Annotated in this window: 25 protein-coding genes; all 25 read right to left on the bottom strand. The window is 65.3% G+C overall.

Annotation, left to right across the window (positions count from 1 at the left end; all coding sequences use genetic code 11):
* Window positions 1-74: 74 nt before the first annotated feature.
* Complete coding sequence (rplQ, locus tag OG408_RS23865) at window positions 75-575, bottom strand: 50S ribosomal protein L17 (protein ID WP_266781678.1); 501 nt, start codon at window positions 573-575, stop codon at window positions 75-77.
* A gap of 252 nt (window positions 576-827) precedes the next feature.
* Window positions 828-1,850 carry a DNA-directed RNA polymerase subunit alpha gene (locus tag OG408_RS23860; protein WP_003966937.1) on the bottom strand — a complete coding sequence of 341 codons (1,023 nt, stop codon included), beginning with the start codon at window positions 1,848-1,850 and terminating at the stop codon, window positions 828-830.
* A 137-nt stretch (window positions 1,851-1,987) separates the two neighbouring features.
* Entirely contained in the window at window positions 1,988-2,392 is a 405-nt protein-coding gene (rpsK, locus tag OG408_RS23855; protein ID WP_003956432.1) for a 30S ribosomal protein S11, read from the bottom strand.
* A 105-nt stretch (window positions 2,393-2,497) separates the two neighbouring features.
* Entirely contained in the window at window positions 2,498-2,878 is a 381-nt protein-coding gene (gene rpsM / locus OG408_RS23850; protein ID WP_014047799.1) for a 30S ribosomal protein S13, read from the bottom strand.
* A gap of 194 nt (window positions 2,879-3,072) precedes the next feature.
* On the bottom strand, window positions 3,073-3,186 hold the full coding sequence (gene rpmJ / locus OG408_RS23845) for a 50S ribosomal protein L36 (RefSeq protein WP_003956441.1): 114 nt from the start codon (window positions 3,184-3,186) through the stop codon (window positions 3,073-3,075).
* A 60-nt stretch (window positions 3,187-3,246) separates the two neighbouring features.
* The gene (infA, locus tag OG408_RS23840; protein WP_003956442.1) at window positions 3,247-3,468 is read right to left on the bottom strand and encodes a translation initiation factor IF-1; all 222 of its coding nucleotides are present in this window, start codon (window positions 3,466-3,468) and stop codon (window positions 3,247-3,249) included.
* A gap of 166 nt (window positions 3,469-3,634) precedes the next feature.
* Window positions 3,635-4,471 carry a type I methionyl aminopeptidase gene (gene map / locus OG408_RS23835; RefSeq protein ID WP_266781675.1) on the bottom strand — a complete coding sequence of 279 codons (837 nt, stop codon included), beginning with the start codon at window positions 4,469-4,471 and terminating at the stop codon, window positions 3,635-3,637.
* Between the two features lie 128 nt (window positions 4,472-4,599).
* Window positions 4,600-5,256 carry an adenylate kinase gene (locus OG408_RS23830; RefSeq protein WP_266781673.1) on the bottom strand — a complete coding sequence of 219 codons (657 nt, stop codon included), beginning with the start codon at window positions 5,254-5,256 and terminating at the stop codon, window positions 4,600-4,602.
* Window positions 5,256-6,575: a preprotein translocase subunit SecY gene (secY, locus tag OG408_RS23825; RefSeq protein WP_266781671.1), complete on the bottom strand. Its 1,320-nt coding sequence runs from the start codon at window positions 6,573-6,575 to the stop codon at window positions 5,256-5,258. The genes OG408_RS23830 and secY overlap by 1 nt, the downstream gene beginning before the upstream one ends.
* Window positions 6,576-6,798: 223 nt before the next feature.
* The gene (gene rplO, locus OG408_RS23820) at window positions 6,799-7,254 is read right to left on the bottom strand and encodes a 50S ribosomal protein L15 (protein ID WP_018550610.1); all 456 of its coding nucleotides are present in this window, start codon (window positions 7,252-7,254) and stop codon (window positions 6,799-6,801) included.
* Between the two features lies 1 nt (window position 7,255).
* Window positions 7,256-7,438: a 50S ribosomal protein L30 gene (rpmD, locus tag OG408_RS23815; RefSeq protein WP_018550611.1), complete on the bottom strand. Its 183-nt coding sequence runs from the start codon at window positions 7,436-7,438 to the stop codon at window positions 7,256-7,258.
* Complete coding sequence (rpsE, locus tag OG408_RS23810; protein ID WP_018101216.1) at window positions 7,438-8,043, bottom strand: 30S ribosomal protein S5; 606 nt, start codon at window positions 8,041-8,043, stop codon at window positions 7,438-7,440. Before rpsE ends, rpmD begins: the two co-directional genes overlap by 1 nt.
* Window positions 8,044-8,090: 47 nt before the next feature.
* Complete coding sequence (gene rplR / locus OG408_RS23805) at window positions 8,091-8,474, bottom strand: 50S ribosomal protein L18 (RefSeq protein ID WP_018550612.1); 384 nt, start codon at window positions 8,472-8,474, stop codon at window positions 8,091-8,093.
* 2 nt (window positions 8,475-8,476) lie between these two features.
* Window positions 8,477-9,016: a 50S ribosomal protein L6 gene (rplF, locus tag OG408_RS23800; RefSeq protein WP_266781667.1), complete on the bottom strand. Its 540-nt coding sequence runs from the start codon at window positions 9,014-9,016 to the stop codon at window positions 8,477-8,479.
* 21 nt (window positions 9,017-9,037) lie between these two features.
* Window positions 9,038-9,436 (bottom strand): 30S ribosomal protein S8, encoded by a 399-nt coding sequence (gene rpsH, locus OG408_RS23795; protein ID WP_018519291.1) that lies wholly within the window; start codon window positions 9,434-9,436, stop codon window positions 9,038-9,040.
* Between the two features lie 224 nt (window positions 9,437-9,660).
* Window positions 9,661-9,846, bottom strand: coding sequence for a type Z 30S ribosomal protein S14 (locus OG408_RS23790; protein ID WP_003948630.1), 186 nt, complete (start codon window positions 9,844-9,846; stop codon window positions 9,661-9,663).
* 2 nt (window positions 9,847-9,848) lie between these two features.
* A complete protein-coding gene (rplE, locus tag OG408_RS23785) occupies window positions 9,849-10,406 on the bottom strand; it encodes a 50S ribosomal protein L5 (RefSeq protein ID WP_018550615.1) in 558 nt (185 codons plus the stop codon).
* Window positions 10,406-10,729 (bottom strand): 50S ribosomal protein L24, encoded by a 324-nt coding sequence (gene rplX / locus OG408_RS23780; RefSeq protein WP_018550616.1) that lies wholly within the window; start codon window positions 10,727-10,729, stop codon window positions 10,406-10,408. Before rplX ends, rplE begins: the two co-directional genes overlap by 1 nt.
* Window positions 10,730-10,731: 2 nt before the next feature.
* On the bottom strand, window positions 10,732-11,100 hold the full coding sequence (gene rplN, locus OG408_RS23775) for a 50S ribosomal protein L14 (protein ID WP_003966950.1): 369 nt from the start codon (window positions 11,098-11,100) through the stop codon (window positions 10,732-10,734).
* Between the two features lie 107 nt (window positions 11,101-11,207).
* Window positions 11,208-11,492 carry a 30S ribosomal protein S17 gene (rpsQ, locus tag OG408_RS23770; protein WP_024494977.1) on the bottom strand — a complete coding sequence of 95 codons (285 nt, stop codon included), beginning with the start codon at window positions 11,490-11,492 and terminating at the stop codon, window positions 11,208-11,210.
* Entirely contained in the window at window positions 11,492-11,716 is a 225-nt protein-coding gene (gene rpmC, locus OG408_RS23765; RefSeq protein ID WP_024494976.1) for a 50S ribosomal protein L29, read from the bottom strand. The genes rpsQ and rpmC overlap by 1 nt, the downstream gene beginning before the upstream one ends.
* Entirely contained in the window at window positions 11,716-12,135 is a 420-nt protein-coding gene (gene rplP, locus OG408_RS23760) for a 50S ribosomal protein L16 (RefSeq protein ID WP_003966953.1), read from the bottom strand. The genes rpmC and rplP overlap by 1 nt, the downstream gene beginning before the upstream one ends.
* 5 nt (window positions 12,136-12,140) lie before the next feature.
* Complete coding sequence (gene rpsC / locus OG408_RS23755) at window positions 12,141-12,977, bottom strand: 30S ribosomal protein S3 (protein WP_266781663.1); 837 nt, start codon at window positions 12,975-12,977, stop codon at window positions 12,141-12,143.
* The gene (gene rplV / locus OG408_RS23750; RefSeq protein WP_026290933.1) at window positions 12,977-13,324 is read right to left on the bottom strand and encodes a 50S ribosomal protein L22; all 348 of its coding nucleotides are present in this window, start codon (window positions 13,322-13,324) and stop codon (window positions 12,977-12,979) included. The genes rpsC and rplV overlap by 1 nt, the downstream gene beginning before the upstream one ends.
* Window positions 13,325-13,366: 42 nt before the next feature.
* Window positions 13,367-13,648, bottom strand: a complete 282-nt coding sequence (rpsS, locus tag OG408_RS23745) for a 30S ribosomal protein S19 (RefSeq protein WP_015610726.1) — start codon at window positions 13,646-13,648, stop codon at window positions 13,367-13,369.
* Window positions 13,649-13,650: the final 2 nt, after the last annotated feature.

The following is a 13,650-nucleotide window of genomic DNA, read 5'->3' as shown; positions in this document are numbered from 1 at the left end:
AGATCCCCACACAACGGAACGGGCCCGCACCGCCCCGAAGGGTGATGCGGGCCCGTCCAGAGGTCTCAGAACGCTCAGGCGTCCTTCGACTCCTCGGCCTCGGCCGGCTTGGCGTCCTCGACGGACTCGACCGGGGTCTCGTCCTTCTTGAGGGCGTCTTCCTTGACCGCGCGCTTCGTGGCTGCCTCGGCCTCACCGGTGGCGGCCTGCGCCACGGTCAGGGCCTCGACGAGCTCGATGACGGCCATCGGGGCGTTGTCGCCACGACGGTTGCCGATCTTGGTGATACGGGTGTAACCACCGGGGCGGTTCTCGTACCGCGGGGCGATCTCGGTGAAGAGCGTGTGCACGATGCCCTTGTCCGTGATCGACTGCAGCACCAGGCGACGGTTGTGGATGTCGCCCTTCTTCGCCTTGGTGATGAAACGCTCGGCGACCGGACGCAGGCGGCGGGCCTTGGCCTCGGTCGTGGTGATGCGGCCGTGCTCGAACAGCGACTTCGCGAGGTTGTTGAGAAGGTGCTTCTCGTGCGCAGCGCTGCCGCCCAGACGGGCACCCTTGGCGGGCTGAGGCATGGTTTTCTCCTTGTGTGCTGCACCGGCCGTATCAGGTACCGGTGTCAGTTTCCGTGAGGCGGTCGCCCCACGGAAGTTCCAGACGCCGCCCGCACTCGAAATCGAGCCTCAGCCCGAAATGCAAGCCCGTCCGGCGATCGAGGACAAAGCCCTCGCGTACGAGCCGTAATCAAGCCCGTCCGGCGATTGAGGACAAAGCCCTCGCCCGGCCCGGGGCACCCAGCAAAACCGGGCACCCCAGCCGGAGGCGTACTAGTACTGCTCGGTCTCCACGAAACCGGCGTCCGCGTCGTCGTCCGCACCGAACGCGTCGGCCGCGGCGGTCGGGTCGAAGCCGGGAGGCGAGTCCTTCAGCGCCAGGCCCATACCGGCCAGCTTCGCCTTGACCTCGTCGATCGACTTCGCACCGAAGTTGCGGATGTCGAGCAGGTCCGCCTCGGAGCGGGCCACGAGCTCGCCCACCGAGTGGATGCCCTCGCGCTTGAGGCAGTTGTACGAGCGGACCGTGAGCTCCAGCTCCTCGATCGGCAGCGCCAGATCGGCGGCCAGGGCCGCGTCCGTCGGCGAGGGGCCCATGTCGATGCCCTCGGCGTCGATGTTGAGCTCGCGCGCCAGACCGAACAGCTCGACCAGGGTCTTGCCGGCCGACGCCATGGCGTCACGGGGACGCATGGCCTGCTTGGTCTCGACGTCGACGATCAGCTTGTCGAAGTCGGTGCGCTGCTCGACACGGGTCGCCTCGACCTTGTACGTGACCTTGAGCACCGGGGAGTAGATGGAGTCGACCGGGATGCGGCCGATCTCCTGGCCCACCTGCTTGTTCTGGACGGCGGAGACGTAGCCGCGACCGCGCTCGACGGTCAGCTCCATCTCCAGCTTGCCCTTGCCGTTCAGCGTGGCCAGGACGAGGTCCGGGTTGTGGACCTCGACACCGGCCGGCGGGGCGATGTCGGCAGCGGTGACCAGGCCGGGACCCTGCTTGCGCAGGTACATCACGACCGGCTCGTCGTGCTCCGAGGAGACGACCAGCTGCTTGATGTTGAGGATGAGGTCGGTCACGTCCTCCTTGACGCCCGGCACGGTGGTGAACTCGTGCAGGACACCGTCGATACGGATGCTGGTGACAGCGGCACCCGGGATCGAGGAGAGGAGCGTGCGGCGCAGGGAGTTGCCGAGCGTGTAGCCGAAGCCCGGCTCCAGCGGCTCGATGACGAACCGCGAGCGGAACTCGTCAACGACCTCTTCGGTCAGCGACGGACGCTGAGCGATAAGCATGTGTGAATCCTTCAGTCGTGGGCGCCCACTATTTGACGCCCGACAGATGAAACAAGGATACGGGCGGCACACCCCCGTAGGGGGCATACCGCCCGTACCCACGCTACTGACGCACGGCCGTCACCGGCCGTGGCGCATCAGACGCGGCGACGCTTCGGCGGACGGCAGCCGTTGTGCGGCGTCGGGGTGACGTCCTGGATCGAACCGACCTCCAGGCCCGTGGCCTGGAGGGAGCGGATCGCGGTCTCGCGGCCGGAGCCCGGACCCTTGACGAAGACGTCAACCTTGCGCATGCCGTGCTCCTGCGCGCGGCGGGCGGCCGACTCGGCGGCCATCTGCGCGGCGAAGGGGGTGGACTTGCGCGAGCCCTTGAAGCCGACGTGGCCGGCGGAGGCCCAGGAGATCACGTTGCCCGAGGGGTCCGTGATCGAGACGATGGTGTTGTTGAACGTGCTCTTGATGTGCGCGTGGCCGTGAGCGACGTTCTTCTTTTCCTTGCGACGCACCTTCTTGGCTGCGCCCTGACGACCCTTGGGGGGCATGTCTTGACTCCAGATGGAGAGGGGAGGTGATCGGTCCTACAGCGAAGACCGCTGGATGCTGCGGTTGTCCGGCGAACCGGACGTGCGCAGTGCGTCCGCTGAGGACTACTTCTTGCCCGGCTTCTTCTTACCGGCGATCGCGCGACGCGGACCCTTGCGGGTACGGGCGTTGGTGCTGGTGCGCTGACCGTGGACCGGGAGACCGCGACGGTGGCGGATGCCCTGGTAGCAGCCGATCTCGATCTTGCGGCGGATGTCGCCCTGGATCTCGCGGCGAAGGTCACCCTCCGTGCGGAGGTTGGCGTCCACGTACTCGCGGATCTTGACCAGGTCCTCTTCGGCCAGGTCACGAACGCGGGTGTTCGGGTTCACGCCGGTGGTGGCGAGGATCTCCTTGGACCGGGTGCGCCCGATACCGAAGACGTAGGTGAGGGCAACCTCCACGCGCTTTTCGCGCGGGATGTCAACACCTGAAACGCGTGCCATTCAATGGCTCCAGTTGTTATTTCGGGGGTCTTCCGCAGTGCCACTCCCGACCGCCGACCTCTCGCTGGGAGAGGTGGTACGCCCGGGTCCCCGGCCCCCGCCGGAGGTGTCGTCAGCCGTGGCTTGGACGGGCTCTGCGTATGTACGTTTACGTGCGTCGCGCGAAGTACTGCGAGATGCGAGGGGGTCGTGCGTCAGCCCTGGCGCTGCTTGTGGCGCAGGTTGTCGCAGATGACCATGACCCGACCGTGACGGCGGATCACCTTGCACTTGTCGCAGATCTTCTTGACGCTCGGCTTGACCTTCATGGGATGTCAGGTTCTCCGGGTCAGTGCCGGCACCCCGCCGAAGCGAGATGTAGGCAAGATCTACTTGTAGCGGTAGACGATCCGGCCACGCGTCAGGTCGTACGGGGAGAGCTCCACCACGACCCGGTCGTCCGGAAGGATTCGGATGTAGTGCATCCGCATCTTGCCGGAGATGTGCGCGAGGACCTTGTGACCGTTCTGGAGTTCCACCTTGAACATGGCGTTCGGGAGGGACTCGATCACGGTGCCCTCAATTTCGATGGCACCTTGCTTCTTGGCCACGCTTCGCCTTTCGAATCGGCTACCTTGATCGACTTTCGTCACTCGTATGCGGACACACGGATGCACGAGAGCCGACGAGTCAGTCTACGTCAGCGGACTCCAAAAGACGAATCCGTCAAGTTTGCCCACCGCGGGAGATCCTTAGACCTCCCGGTGGGGTACAACCTCAGCCCAGCGGGTCGGGCGCCGCCTCGACGCCGTACTGAGCCAGCTTCTCGCGGCCGCAGTCCGGGGCGGTGAGGACCAGCGGGCCCTGCTCCGTGAGGGCGATGGAGTGCTCCCAGTGCGAGGACCAGGTGCCGTCGGTGGTGATGACGGTCCACTCGTCCTTGAGCACCTCGGTGTGCGGGGTGCCGAGCGAGACCATCGGCTCGATGGCCAGGCAGAGGCCGGGGACCAGCTTGATGCCCTTGCCGCGCTTGCGGGCGACGTAGTTCAGCAGGTGCGGGTCCATGTGCATCTCGGTGCCGATGCCGTGCCCGCCGTAGTCCTCGATGATCCCGTACTTGCCGGTGGCGGGGCGGGGCTGGCGGCGGATGTACGACTCGATCGCCTTCGAGATGTCGACCAGGCGGTTGTTCACCTTCATCGCGGCGATGCCGGCCCACATCGACTCCTCGGTCACCCGGGAGAGCTCGATGAGCTCCGGAGCGTGACCGGTGCCGACGAAGGCCGTGTACGCGGCGTCGCCGTGCCAGCCGTCGATGATCGCGCCGGCGTCGATCGAGATGATGTCGCCGTCCTTGAGGACGGTCTTGTCGTCCGGGATGCCGTGGACGACGACTTCGTTGACCGAGGTGCAGATCGTCGCGGGGAACCCGCCGTACCCGAGGAAGTTCGACTTCGCGCCGTGGTCGGCGATCACCTTGCGGGCGACCTGGTCCAGGTCCTGTGTGGTGGAGCCGGGTACCGCGGCCTCGCGGGTCGCCGCGTGAATGGCAGCGACCACCAGCCCCGCCTCACGCATCTTCGCGATCTGCTCGGGGGTCTTGATCTGCACCATGCTGCGGCGCCTTTCCGGGTGGGGACGGTGAGAGGGGCGGGTACTCCACGATACGGCCGCAAACAGTCGGCCGCGGCGCCCAAGGACGCCGCGGCCGACTGCACTGCATGTACTACGGGTGTGCTCGCTCAGCCCTCGTCGGACTTCAGAGCCTCCATGGCCCGCTCGGTCACGTCGGTGACCTTGCCGAGCGCGGAGATGGTGACCACCAGGTCCTGCGCCCTGTAGTAGTCGATGATCGGCTCGGTCTGCGTGTGGTAGACCTCGAGCCGGGTACGGACCGTCTCTTCGCTGTCGTCGTCGCGCTGGTACAGCTCGCCGCCGCAGGTGTCGCAGACACCCTCGGTCTGCGGCGGGTTGTACGTCACGTGGAACACGTGCGCGCTCTCGTTGCGGCAGACGCGGCGGCCCGCGATGCGCTTCACGACCTCGTCCTCGGGAACCTCGAGGTCGAGTACCGCGTCCAGCTTTACGCCCTCGTCCTTGAGCATCACATCCAGGGCCTCGGCCTGTCCCACGTTGCGCGGGAAGCCGTCGAGCAGGAAGCCGTTGACCGCGTCCGACTGGGACATCCGGTCCTTGGCCATCCCGATCGTGACCTCGTCCGGCACCAGCTGTCCCGCGTCCATGAAGGCGCGGGCCTGCTTGCCAAGGTCAGTGCCCTGGCTGATGTTGGCGCGGAAGAGGTCGCCCGTGGAGATGTGCGGAATCGACAGGTTCTTGGCAAGGTACGCAGCCTGCGTTCCCTTGCCGGCACCCGGCGGGCCGACGAGGACGATTCGCATCAGCGGAGGAACCCTTCGTAATTGCGCTGCTGGAGCTGACTCTCGATCTGCTTCACGGTTTCCAGACCCACACCCACGATGATGAGGATGCTCGTCCCGCCGAACGGGAAGTTCTGGTTGGCTCCACCGAAGCCTGCCAACGCCATCGTCGGCACAAGAGCGATCAGACCCAGATACAGCGAGCCCGGCCAAGTGATCCTGTTGAGCACGTAGCTCAGGTACTCGGCAGTAGGTCGACCTGCCCGGATACCCGGGATGAAGCCACCATACTTCTTCATGTTGTCGGCGACTTCCTCGGGGTTGAACGAAATCGCCACATAGAAGAAGGCGAAGAAGACGATCAACAGGAAGTACGCCGTGATGTAGTACGGGTGGTCGCCCTTGACGAAGTGGTCCTTGATCCAGGTCGCCCAGCCCGCTTGGGAGTTGGAGAACTGGACGATCAGGGCCGGGATGTAGAGCAGCGAAGAAGCGAAGATGACGGGAATCACACCCGCCTGGTTCACCTTCAGCGGGATGTAGGTGGACGTGCCACCGTACGACCTGCGCCCGATCATGCGCTTCGCGTACTGCACCGGGATCCTGCGCTGGGCCTGCTCGACGAAGACGACGAGCGCCACCATCACGAAGCCGATCAGGATGACGGTGCCGAACTCGATCCAGCCGTCCGCGAGCTTGCCGCTCGTCTTGATGGCCCACAGCGCGCCGGGGAAGCTGGCGGCGATCGAGATGAACATCAGGATCGACATGCCGTTGCCGATGCCGCGGTCGGTGATGAGCTCACCGAGCCACATGACGGCGGCCGTGCCGGCGGTCATCGTGATGACCATCGTGATGGTCGTGAACAGCGACTGGTTCGGGACGATCTGGTCGGCGACCGGGCAGCCGCTGAAGAGCGCTCCGCTGCGTGCGGTGGCCACCAGGCCGGTGCCCTGCAGGATGGCGAGTGCGACCGTCAGATAACGCGTGTACTGCGTGATCTTGGCCTGGCCGGACTGCCCCTCCTTCTTGAGCGCCTCGAGTCGGGGAATCACCACGGTCAGCAGCTGAAGAATGATGCTGGCCGTGATGTACGGCATGATGCCGAGCGCGAAGATCGTGATCTGCAGCAGTGCACCACCGCTGAACATGTTCACCAGGCCGAAGAGGCTGTTGTTGCCCTTGCTTGCCTGATCAACACAGGTCTGGACGTTCTCGTAACTCACTCCCGGGACCGGGATGTGTGCCCCGAGCCGGTAGAGAACGATGATGCCGAGCGTGAAGAACAGCTTCTTGCGCAGGTCGGGCGTCTTGAACGCCCGGGCGAACGCGGTGAGCACGGTGCCTCCTGCGACCCCCGCGCAATGCGTAGAGGTGACGGTCTTGAGGATCGACGAATACGTAACAGTCAAAGGTCCCCGGACGCTTGCGCCCAGGGGTTACCACAGCAACGGACGCCACCTTACCGGCGTACATGCCCCCCTAGGAACGACCAACCGGGGATGCCCCATATGAGAGGCATCCCCGGTCGGATGTTCAGGCCACCGAATGGTCCGAGTTGTCTCAGACGAGCTCGGTGACAGTGCCGCCGGCAGCGGCAATCTTCTCCTTGGCGGAGCCGGAGACGGCGTCAACCGAAACCTGCAGCGCCACGGAGATCTCGCCCTGTCCGAGGACCTTGACGAGGTGGTTGTTGCGCACAGCGCCCTTGGCGACCAGATCGGCCACCGTGACCTCTCCACCCTCGGGGTAGAGCGTCGCGAGCTTGTCCAGGTTCACGACCTGGTACTCGGTGCGGAACGGGTTCTTGAAGCCCTTGAGCTTCGGGAGACGCATGTGGAGGGGCATCTGGCCACCCTCGAAGCGCTCCGGAACCTGGTAACGGGCCTTGGTGCCCTTGGTACCACGACCAGCGGTCTTACCCTTGGATGCCTCACCACGACCCACACGGGTCTTGGCGGTCTTGGCACCCGGGGCAGGCCGGAGGTCATGCGCCTTCAGCGGCTTGTTCTCCGCCATGTCAGTCGACCTCCTCAACCGTCACGAGGTGGCGGACGGTGTGAACCATTCCGCGGAACTCGGGGCGGTCCTCCTTGACAACCACGTCGTGCAGGCGCTTGAGCCCGAGCGAACGCAGGGTGTCGCGGTGGTTCTGCTTGCTGCCGATGTACGACTTCGTCTGCGTGATCTTGAGACGGGCCATTACGCACCCGCTCCCGCACGAGCACGAAGCAGAGCCGCGGGGGCGACGTCCTCGAGGGGCAGACCGCGGCGGGCCGCGATCTCCTCGGGACGCTGCAGGCCCTGGAGGGCCGCCACGGTCGCGTGCACGATGTTGATCGGGTTCGAAGAACCGAGCGACTTCGACAGGATGTCGTGAACGCCGGCGCACTCCAGGACGGCGCGCACCGGGCCACCGGCGATAACACCGGTACCGGGGGAAGCAGGCTTGAGCAGAACGACGCCCGCAGCCTTCTCGCCCTGGATCGGGTGAGGGATGGTGCCCTGGATACGCGGAACCTTGAAGAAGTTCTTCTTGGCTTCTTCCACGCCCTTGGCAATGGCCGCGGGAACTTCCTTGGCCTTGCCGTAACCGACACCGACGGTGCCGTCACCATCGCCCACCACGACCAGCGCGGTGAAGCTGAAGCGACGACCACCCTTCACAACCTTGGCGACACGGTTGATCGCGACGACGCGCTCGACGTACGCGGTCTTCTCGGCGGCAGCTGCGCCGCCGTCACGGCCCTTCCGGTCCCGCCGCTCGCCGCCACCGGCACCGCTTCCGCGGCGCTGGGGTCCAGCCATTGGATTTACCTCTCTCTGTTACGTCCGCTGTGCGTAGGAACCGGGGCTTAGAACTTCAGCCCGGCTTCACGGGCGGCGTCAGCCAGAGCGGCAATCCGCCCGGCGTACTGGTTACCACCGCGGTCAAACACGACGGCCTCGACGCCTGCGGCCTTGGCACGCTCAGCGACCAGGGCGCCGACCTGCTTGGCCTGGCTGCTCTTGTCGCCCTCGCCACCACGGATGGAGACGTCCAGGGTCGACGCCGACGCGAGCGTGTGGCCCGCGATGTCGTCGATGACCTGAGCCACCATGTGGCGGTTGGAACGCGTCACAACCAAGCGCGGACGCTCCGGCGAACCGGAGATGTGCTTGCGGACGCGAATGTGGCGACGCTTGAGGGCTGCACGCTTGTACGCGTCGCCCTTGGCGATCTTTACGCCGTATGCCATCGCTACTTACCAGCCTTTCCGACCTTGCGGCGGATGACCTCGCCGGCGTACTTGACGCCCTTGGCCTTGTACGGGTCAGGCTTCCGCAGCTTGCGGATCTTGGCCGCGGTCTCGCCGACCTTCTGCTTGTCGATGCCCTCGACGGTGAACTTCGTGGGGGACTCCACCTTGAAGGTGATGCCCTCCGGGGCCTCGATCAGGATCGGGTGGCTGTAGCCCAGGGCGAACTCCAGATTGGAGCCCTTCGCCTGGACGCGGTAACCGACACCACTGATCTCGAGCGCCTTGATGTATCCCTGGGTCACGCCGGTGATCATGTTCGCCACCAGCGTGCGGGACAGGCCGTGAAGGGCCTTGTTCTGACGCTCGTCGTTCGGGCGGACGACGTTCAGAACGCCGTCCTCACCCTTGGTGACCTCGATCGGCGACGCAACGGTGTGCGCGAGGGTGCCCTTGGGGCCCTTCACTGCGACCGTGCGGCCATCGATGGTGACGTCCACACCGGCGGGAACCTGGATGGGGAGCTTGCCGATTCGCGACATGAGCTATTCCTCCGTTCCCGACTACCAGACGTAGGCGAGGACTTCCCCACCTACGCCCTTCTTGCTGGCCTGCTGGCCGGTCAGGAGACCGTGGGACGTGGAGATGATCGCCACGCCCAGGCCGCCGAGAACCTTCGGCAGATTGGTGGACTTTGCGTATACACGCAGACCCGGCTTCGAGATTCGCTTGATGCCGGCGATCGAGCGCTCGCGGTTCGGGCCGAACTTCAGCTCGAGGACGAGGTTCTTGCCAACCTCGGCGTCCTCGACCTTCCAGCCCGTGATGAAGCCCTCCTGCTGGAGGATCTCCGCGATGTGCGACTTGATCTTGCTGTGCGGCATCGTGACGTCGTCGTGATACGCCGAGTTCGCGTTACGCAGACGCGTGAGCATGTCTGCGATGGGATCAGTCATGGTCATGAGTTGGCCTTCGGCCTCTCTCGCCGGGGTTTCCTGTATGCGCCATCCCTCTCCCTACTCAGAGGCAGGACGGGTGCGGTGCGGGGACCTACGGCGTAGTAAGTCGGTCTTGGGCGGCAGGCGCCCAACCCCACAAGCCTACGGCATGCGAGGACGGGCTCCTGCCGACCAGATGCTTACCGAGAGTCTCCGGTGATTCCCAACGCCCAAAGGGCGAAGGAGAATTACCAGGAGCTCTTGGTCACGCCCGGCAGCTCGCCACGGTGAGCCATCTCACGAAGGCACACGCGGCACAGGCCGAACTTGCGGTAGACGGAGTGGGGCCGGCCGCAGCGCTGGCAGCGGGTGTACCCGCGAACGCCGAACTTCGGCTTACGGGCGGCCTTAGCGATCAGAGCCTTCTTCGCCACGGTCAGTTCTCCTTGAACGGGAAGCCGAGGTGACGAAGGAGGGCACGACCCTCGTCGTCATTGGTCGCCGTGGTGACCACGGTGATGTCCATGCCCCGGACCCGGTCGATCTTGTCCTGGTCGATCTCGTGGAACATGACCTGCTCCGTGAGACCGAAGGTGTAGTTGCCACGGCCGTCGAACTGCTTCGGCGACAGGCCACGGAAGTCACGGATACGCGGAAGCGCGAGCGACAGCGTACGGTCCAGGAACTCCCACATGCGGTCACCACGGAGGGTGACGTGGCAGCCGATCGGCTGCCCCTCGCGCAGCTTGAACTGCGCGATCGACTTGCGGGCCTTGGTGACGGCCGGCTTCTGACCGGTGATCGTGGTGAGGTCGCGCACGGCGCCATCGATCAGCTTGGAGTCGCGGGCGGCGTCGCCCACACCCATGTTGACCACGATCTTGACCAGACCGGGAATCTGCATGACGTTCTCGTAGGAGAACTCCTCACGCAGCTTGCCGGCGATTTCCTCGCGGTAGCGCGTCTTGAGACGCGGCGCTGTGGTGGTAGTCATCAGATGTCCTCACCGGTGCGCTTGGCAACGCGGATCTTGTTGCCCTCGTCGTCAAAGCGGTAGCCGACGCGAGTAACGACCTTGTTGCCGTCCTTCTCAACAACCAGCTGCACGTTGCTGACGTGGACGGGGGCCTCGGTCGTCACAATGCCACCGGTCTGCGAACCGCGAGCGGTCTGACCGGCCTTGGTGTGCTTCTTGACCCGGTTGACACCCTCGACGAGGACGCGGTCCTGAGCAGGGTAGGCAACGATGACCTTGCCCTGCTTGCCCTTGTCCTTACCGGTGATGACCTGAACCAGGTCGCCCTTCTTGATCTTCATGCTTACAGCACCTCCGGCGCGAGCGAGATGATCTTCATGAACTTCTTCTCGCGCAGCTCACGGCCCACCGGGCCGAAGATACGGGTGCCGCGGGGGTCGCCGTCGTTCTTGAGAATGACAGCGGCGTTCTCGTCGAAGCGGATGTACGAGCCATCCTGACGACGACGCTCCTTGACGGTGCGAACGATGACGGCCTTGACGACGTCACCCTTCTTCACGTTGCCACCGGGGATCGCGTCCTTGACGGTGGCGACGATGACGTCACCGATGCCCGCGTAGCGGCGACCCGAGCCACCGAGAACACGGATGGTGAGAATTTCCTTCGCACCCGTGTTGTCGGCGACGCGCAGTCGCGACTCCTGCTGGATCACGTCTATCTCCTGATCGTCTGCCGGTTCCCGGCGGGGGCCGCTCCGTTACCGGAACGGACCCCCGCCGAGCCTGGCGGAACCTGCCTGAGGGGAATGCCCCTCAGGAATTACTTGGCCTTCTCGAGGATCTCGACGACGCGCCAACGCTTCGTGGCGGACAGCGGCCGGGTCTCCATGAGGATGACACGGTCGCCGACGCCGGCGGCGTTCTGCTCGTCGTGAGCCTTGAGCTTGTTCGTACGGCGGATGACCTTGCCGTACAGCGCGTGCTTGACGCGGTCCTCGACAGCGACGACGACGGTCTTGTCCATCTTGTCGCTGACGACCAGACCCTCACGGGTCTTCCGGAAACCGCGGTCAGTGTTCGTCTCAGTCACAGTCTTCTCGCTCATCAGACGCTCTCCACCGTCTCGATGCCGAGCTCGCGCTCGCGCATCAGGGTGTAGATCCGGGCGATGTCCTTACGGACGGACTTGAGCCGGCCGTGGTTCTCGAGCTGTCCGGTCGCCGCCTGGAAGCGGAGGTTGAACAGCTCTTCCTTGGCCTCGCGGAGCTTGTTGAGGAGCTCCTCGTTGCCCAGCTCGCGCAGCTCGGACGTCTTGGTACCGGCCGACATCACGACTCACCTGCCTCGCGCCGAACAATCCGGCACTTCATCGGAAGCTTGTGAGCAGCGCGGGTGAGCGCCTCACGAGCAATCTTCTCGTTCGGGTAGGACAGCTCGAACATCACCCGGCCCGGCTTGACGTTCGCGATCCACCACTCGGGAGAACCCTTACCGGAACCCATGCGGGTCTCGGCAGGCTTCTTCGTCAGGGGACGGTCCGGGTAGATGTTGATCCAGACCTTGCCGCCACGCTTGATGTGACGGGTCATCGCGATACGAGCGGACTCGATCTGACGGTTCGTCACGTACGCCGGGGTCAGCGCCTGGATGCCGTACTCGCCGAACGCAACCTGCGTGCCACCCTTGGACATACCGCTGCGCTTCGGGTGGTGCTGCTTGCGGTGCTTGACCCTACGGGGGATCAGCATTTCGGTCAGGCCTCCGTTCCGGTGCTCTCAGCAGCCGGAGCAGCGGCGGGCGCCTCGGCCTTGGGGGCCTCGGCGGCCGGAGCCGACTGCTGCGGCTTGCGGCCGCGACCGCCACGCTCGCCACCACGGCCACCGCGGCCGGCCGGACGGTCAGCGCCGCCACGGGCCGGGCGGTTGCCCGCACGGGCAGCAGCGTTCTCGGCGCGGACCTCGGCGATGTTCTTGACGTCGCCCTTGTAGATCCAGACCTTCACGCCGATGCGGCCGAAGGTCGTCTTGGCCTCGAAGAAGCCGTAGTCGACGTTCGCACGGAGGGTGTGCAGGGGCACGCGGCCCTCGCGGTAGAACTCCGAGCGGGACATCTCGGCGCCGCCGAGGCGACCGCCGCACTGGATCTTGATGCCCTTGGCGCCGGCCTTCATCGAGCTCTGCATGCTCTTACGCATGGCCCGACGGAAGGAGACGCGGGAGGAGAGCTGCTCGGCGACGGCCTGGGCCACCAGCTGAGCGTCCACCTCGGGGTTCTTGACCTCGAGGATGTTCAGCTGGACCTGCTTGCCGGTCAGCTTCTCCAGCTCGCCACGGATGCGGTCGGCCTCGGCGCCGCGGCGGCCGATGACGATGCCCGGGCGGGCGGTGTGGATGTCAACGCGGACGCGGTCGCGGGTGCGCTCGATCTCAACCTTCGAGATGCCGGCTCGCTCCATGCCCTTCGTCATCATGCGACGAATGGCGACGTCTTCCTTGACGTAGTCCTTGTACAGCTTGTCGGCGTACCAACGGGACTTGAAGTCCGTGGTAATGCCGAGCCGGAACCCGTGCGGGTTTACCTTCTGGCCCATTACCGGGTTCCTTCCTTGCTGCTGACGACCACGGTGATGTGGCTGGTCCGCTTACGGATCCGGTAGGCACGGCCCTGAGCACGCGGACGGAACCGCTTCAGGGTCGGGCCCTCGTCCACGTACGCCTCGCTGATGACCAGCGAAGAGGCGTCAGGGTGGTCGTAGTTGTGTGCAGCGTTGGCAATGGCGCTGTCGAGCACCTTGCCAACCGGCACGCTCGCGGCCTGCGGGGCGAAACGCAGGACCGCCTGAGCCTCCGTGGCATCCATGCCACGGATGAGGTCCACCACTCGGCGGGCCTTCATGGGCGTGACGCGGATGTACCGCGCCTGGGCCCTGGCTTCCATGGTTGTCCCTTCGGTGTGAGTCATAGTCGTTTCCACCCCGCGCTAGCGGCGCTTCGACTTCCGGTCGTCCTTGACGTGGCCGCGGAAGGTGCGAGTCGGCGAGAACTCGCCGAGCTTGTGGCCGACCATCGACTCGGTGACGAACACCGGGACGTGGATCTTGCCGTTGTGCACCGCGATGGTGTGACCCAGCATGGCCGGGATGATCATCGAGCGACGGGACCAGGTCTTGATGACGTTCTTGGTGCCAGCTTCGTTCTGGACATCCACCTTCTTGACGAGGTGGCCGTCGACGAAGGGCCCCTTCTTGAGACTGCGCGGCATCT

The organism is Streptomyces sp. NBC_01257 (assembly GCF_035917255.1).
In the GTDB taxonomy this organism is placed as follows: domain Bacteria; phylum Actinomycetota; class Actinomycetes; order Streptomycetales; family Streptomycetaceae; genus Streptomyces.
The sequence above is the reverse complement of the archived record's forward strand: the minus strand, read 5'-3'. Positions and strand labels throughout refer to the sequence as shown.

Coding starts and splice junctions, on each gene's coding strand:
- rpmJ (WP_003956441.1), bottom strand. CDS start 3,186: ATGAAGGTCAAGCCGAGCGTCAAGAAGATCTGCGACAAGTGCAAGGTG.
- rplQ (WP_266781678.1), bottom strand. CDS start 575: ATGCCTCAGCCCGCCAAGGGTGCCCGTCTGGGCGGCAGCGCTGCGCAC.
- rpsQ (WP_024494977.1), bottom strand. CDS start 11,492: ATGAGCGAGAAGACTGTGACTGAGACGAACACTGACCGCGGTTTCCGG.
- OG408_RS23860 (WP_003966937.1), bottom strand. CDS start 1,850: ATGCTTATCGCTCAGCGTCCGTCGCTGACCGAAGAGGTCGTTGACGAG.
- rplR (WP_018550612.1), bottom strand. CDS start 8,474: ATGGCATACGGCGTAAAGATCGCCAAGGGCGACGCGTACAAGCGTGCA.
- map (WP_266781675.1), bottom strand. CDS start 4,471: ATGGTGCAGATCAAGACCCCCGAGCAGATCGCGAAGATGCGTGAGGCG.
- rplV (WP_026290933.1), bottom strand. CDS start 13,324: ATGGAAGCCAGGGCCCAGGCGCGGTACATCCGCGTCACGCCCATGAAG.
- rplP (WP_003966953.1), bottom strand. CDS start 12,135: ATGCTGATCCCCCGTAGGGTCAAGCACCGCAAGCAGCACCACCCGAAG.
- rplO (WP_018550610.1), bottom strand. CDS start 7,254: ATGGCGGAGAACAAGCCGCTGAAGGCGCATGACCTCCGGCCTGCCCCG.
- rpsM (WP_014047799.1), bottom strand. CDS start 2,878: ATGGCACGCGTTTCAGGTGTTGACATCCCGCGCGAAAAGCGCGTGGAG.
- rpsE (WP_018101216.1), bottom strand. CDS start 8,043: ATGGCTGGACCCCAGCGCCGCGGAAGCGGTGCCGGTGGCGGCGAGCGG.
- rpsS (WP_015610726.1), bottom strand. CDS start 13,648: ATGCCGCGCAGTCTCAAGAAGGGGCCCTTCGTCGACGGCCACCTCGTC.
- rplE (WP_018550615.1), bottom strand. CDS start 10,406: ATGACTACCACCACAGCGCCGCGTCTCAAGACGCGCTACCGCGAGGAA.
- rpsH (WP_018519291.1), bottom strand. CDS start 9,436: ATGACCATGACTGATCCCATCGCAGACATGCTCACGCGTCTGCGTAAC.
- rpsC (WP_266781663.1), bottom strand. CDS start 12,977: ATGGGCCAGAAGGTAAACCCGCACGGGTTCCGGCTCGGCATTACCACG.
- rpsK (WP_003956432.1), bottom strand. CDS start 2,392: ATGCCCCCCAAGGGTCGTCAGGGCGCAGCCAAGAAGGTGCGTCGCAAG.
- OG408_RS23830 (WP_266781673.1), bottom strand. CDS start 5,256: ATGCGAATCGTCCTCGTCGGCCCGCCGGGTGCCGGCAAGGGAACGCAG.
- rplF (WP_266781667.1), bottom strand. CDS start 9,016: ATGTCGCGAATCGGCAAGCTCCCCATCCAGGTTCCCGCCGGTGTGGAC.
- rpmD (WP_018550611.1), bottom strand. CDS start 7,438: ATGGCCCGTCTCAAGATCACGCAGACGAAGTCGTACATCGGCAGCAAG.
- rplX (WP_018550616.1), bottom strand. CDS start 10,729: ATGAAGATCAAGAAGGGCGACCTGGTTCAGGTCATCACCGGTAAGGAC.
- rpmC (WP_024494976.1), bottom strand. CDS start 11,716: ATGTCGGCCGGTACCAAGACGTCCGAGCTGCGCGAGCTGGGCAACGAG.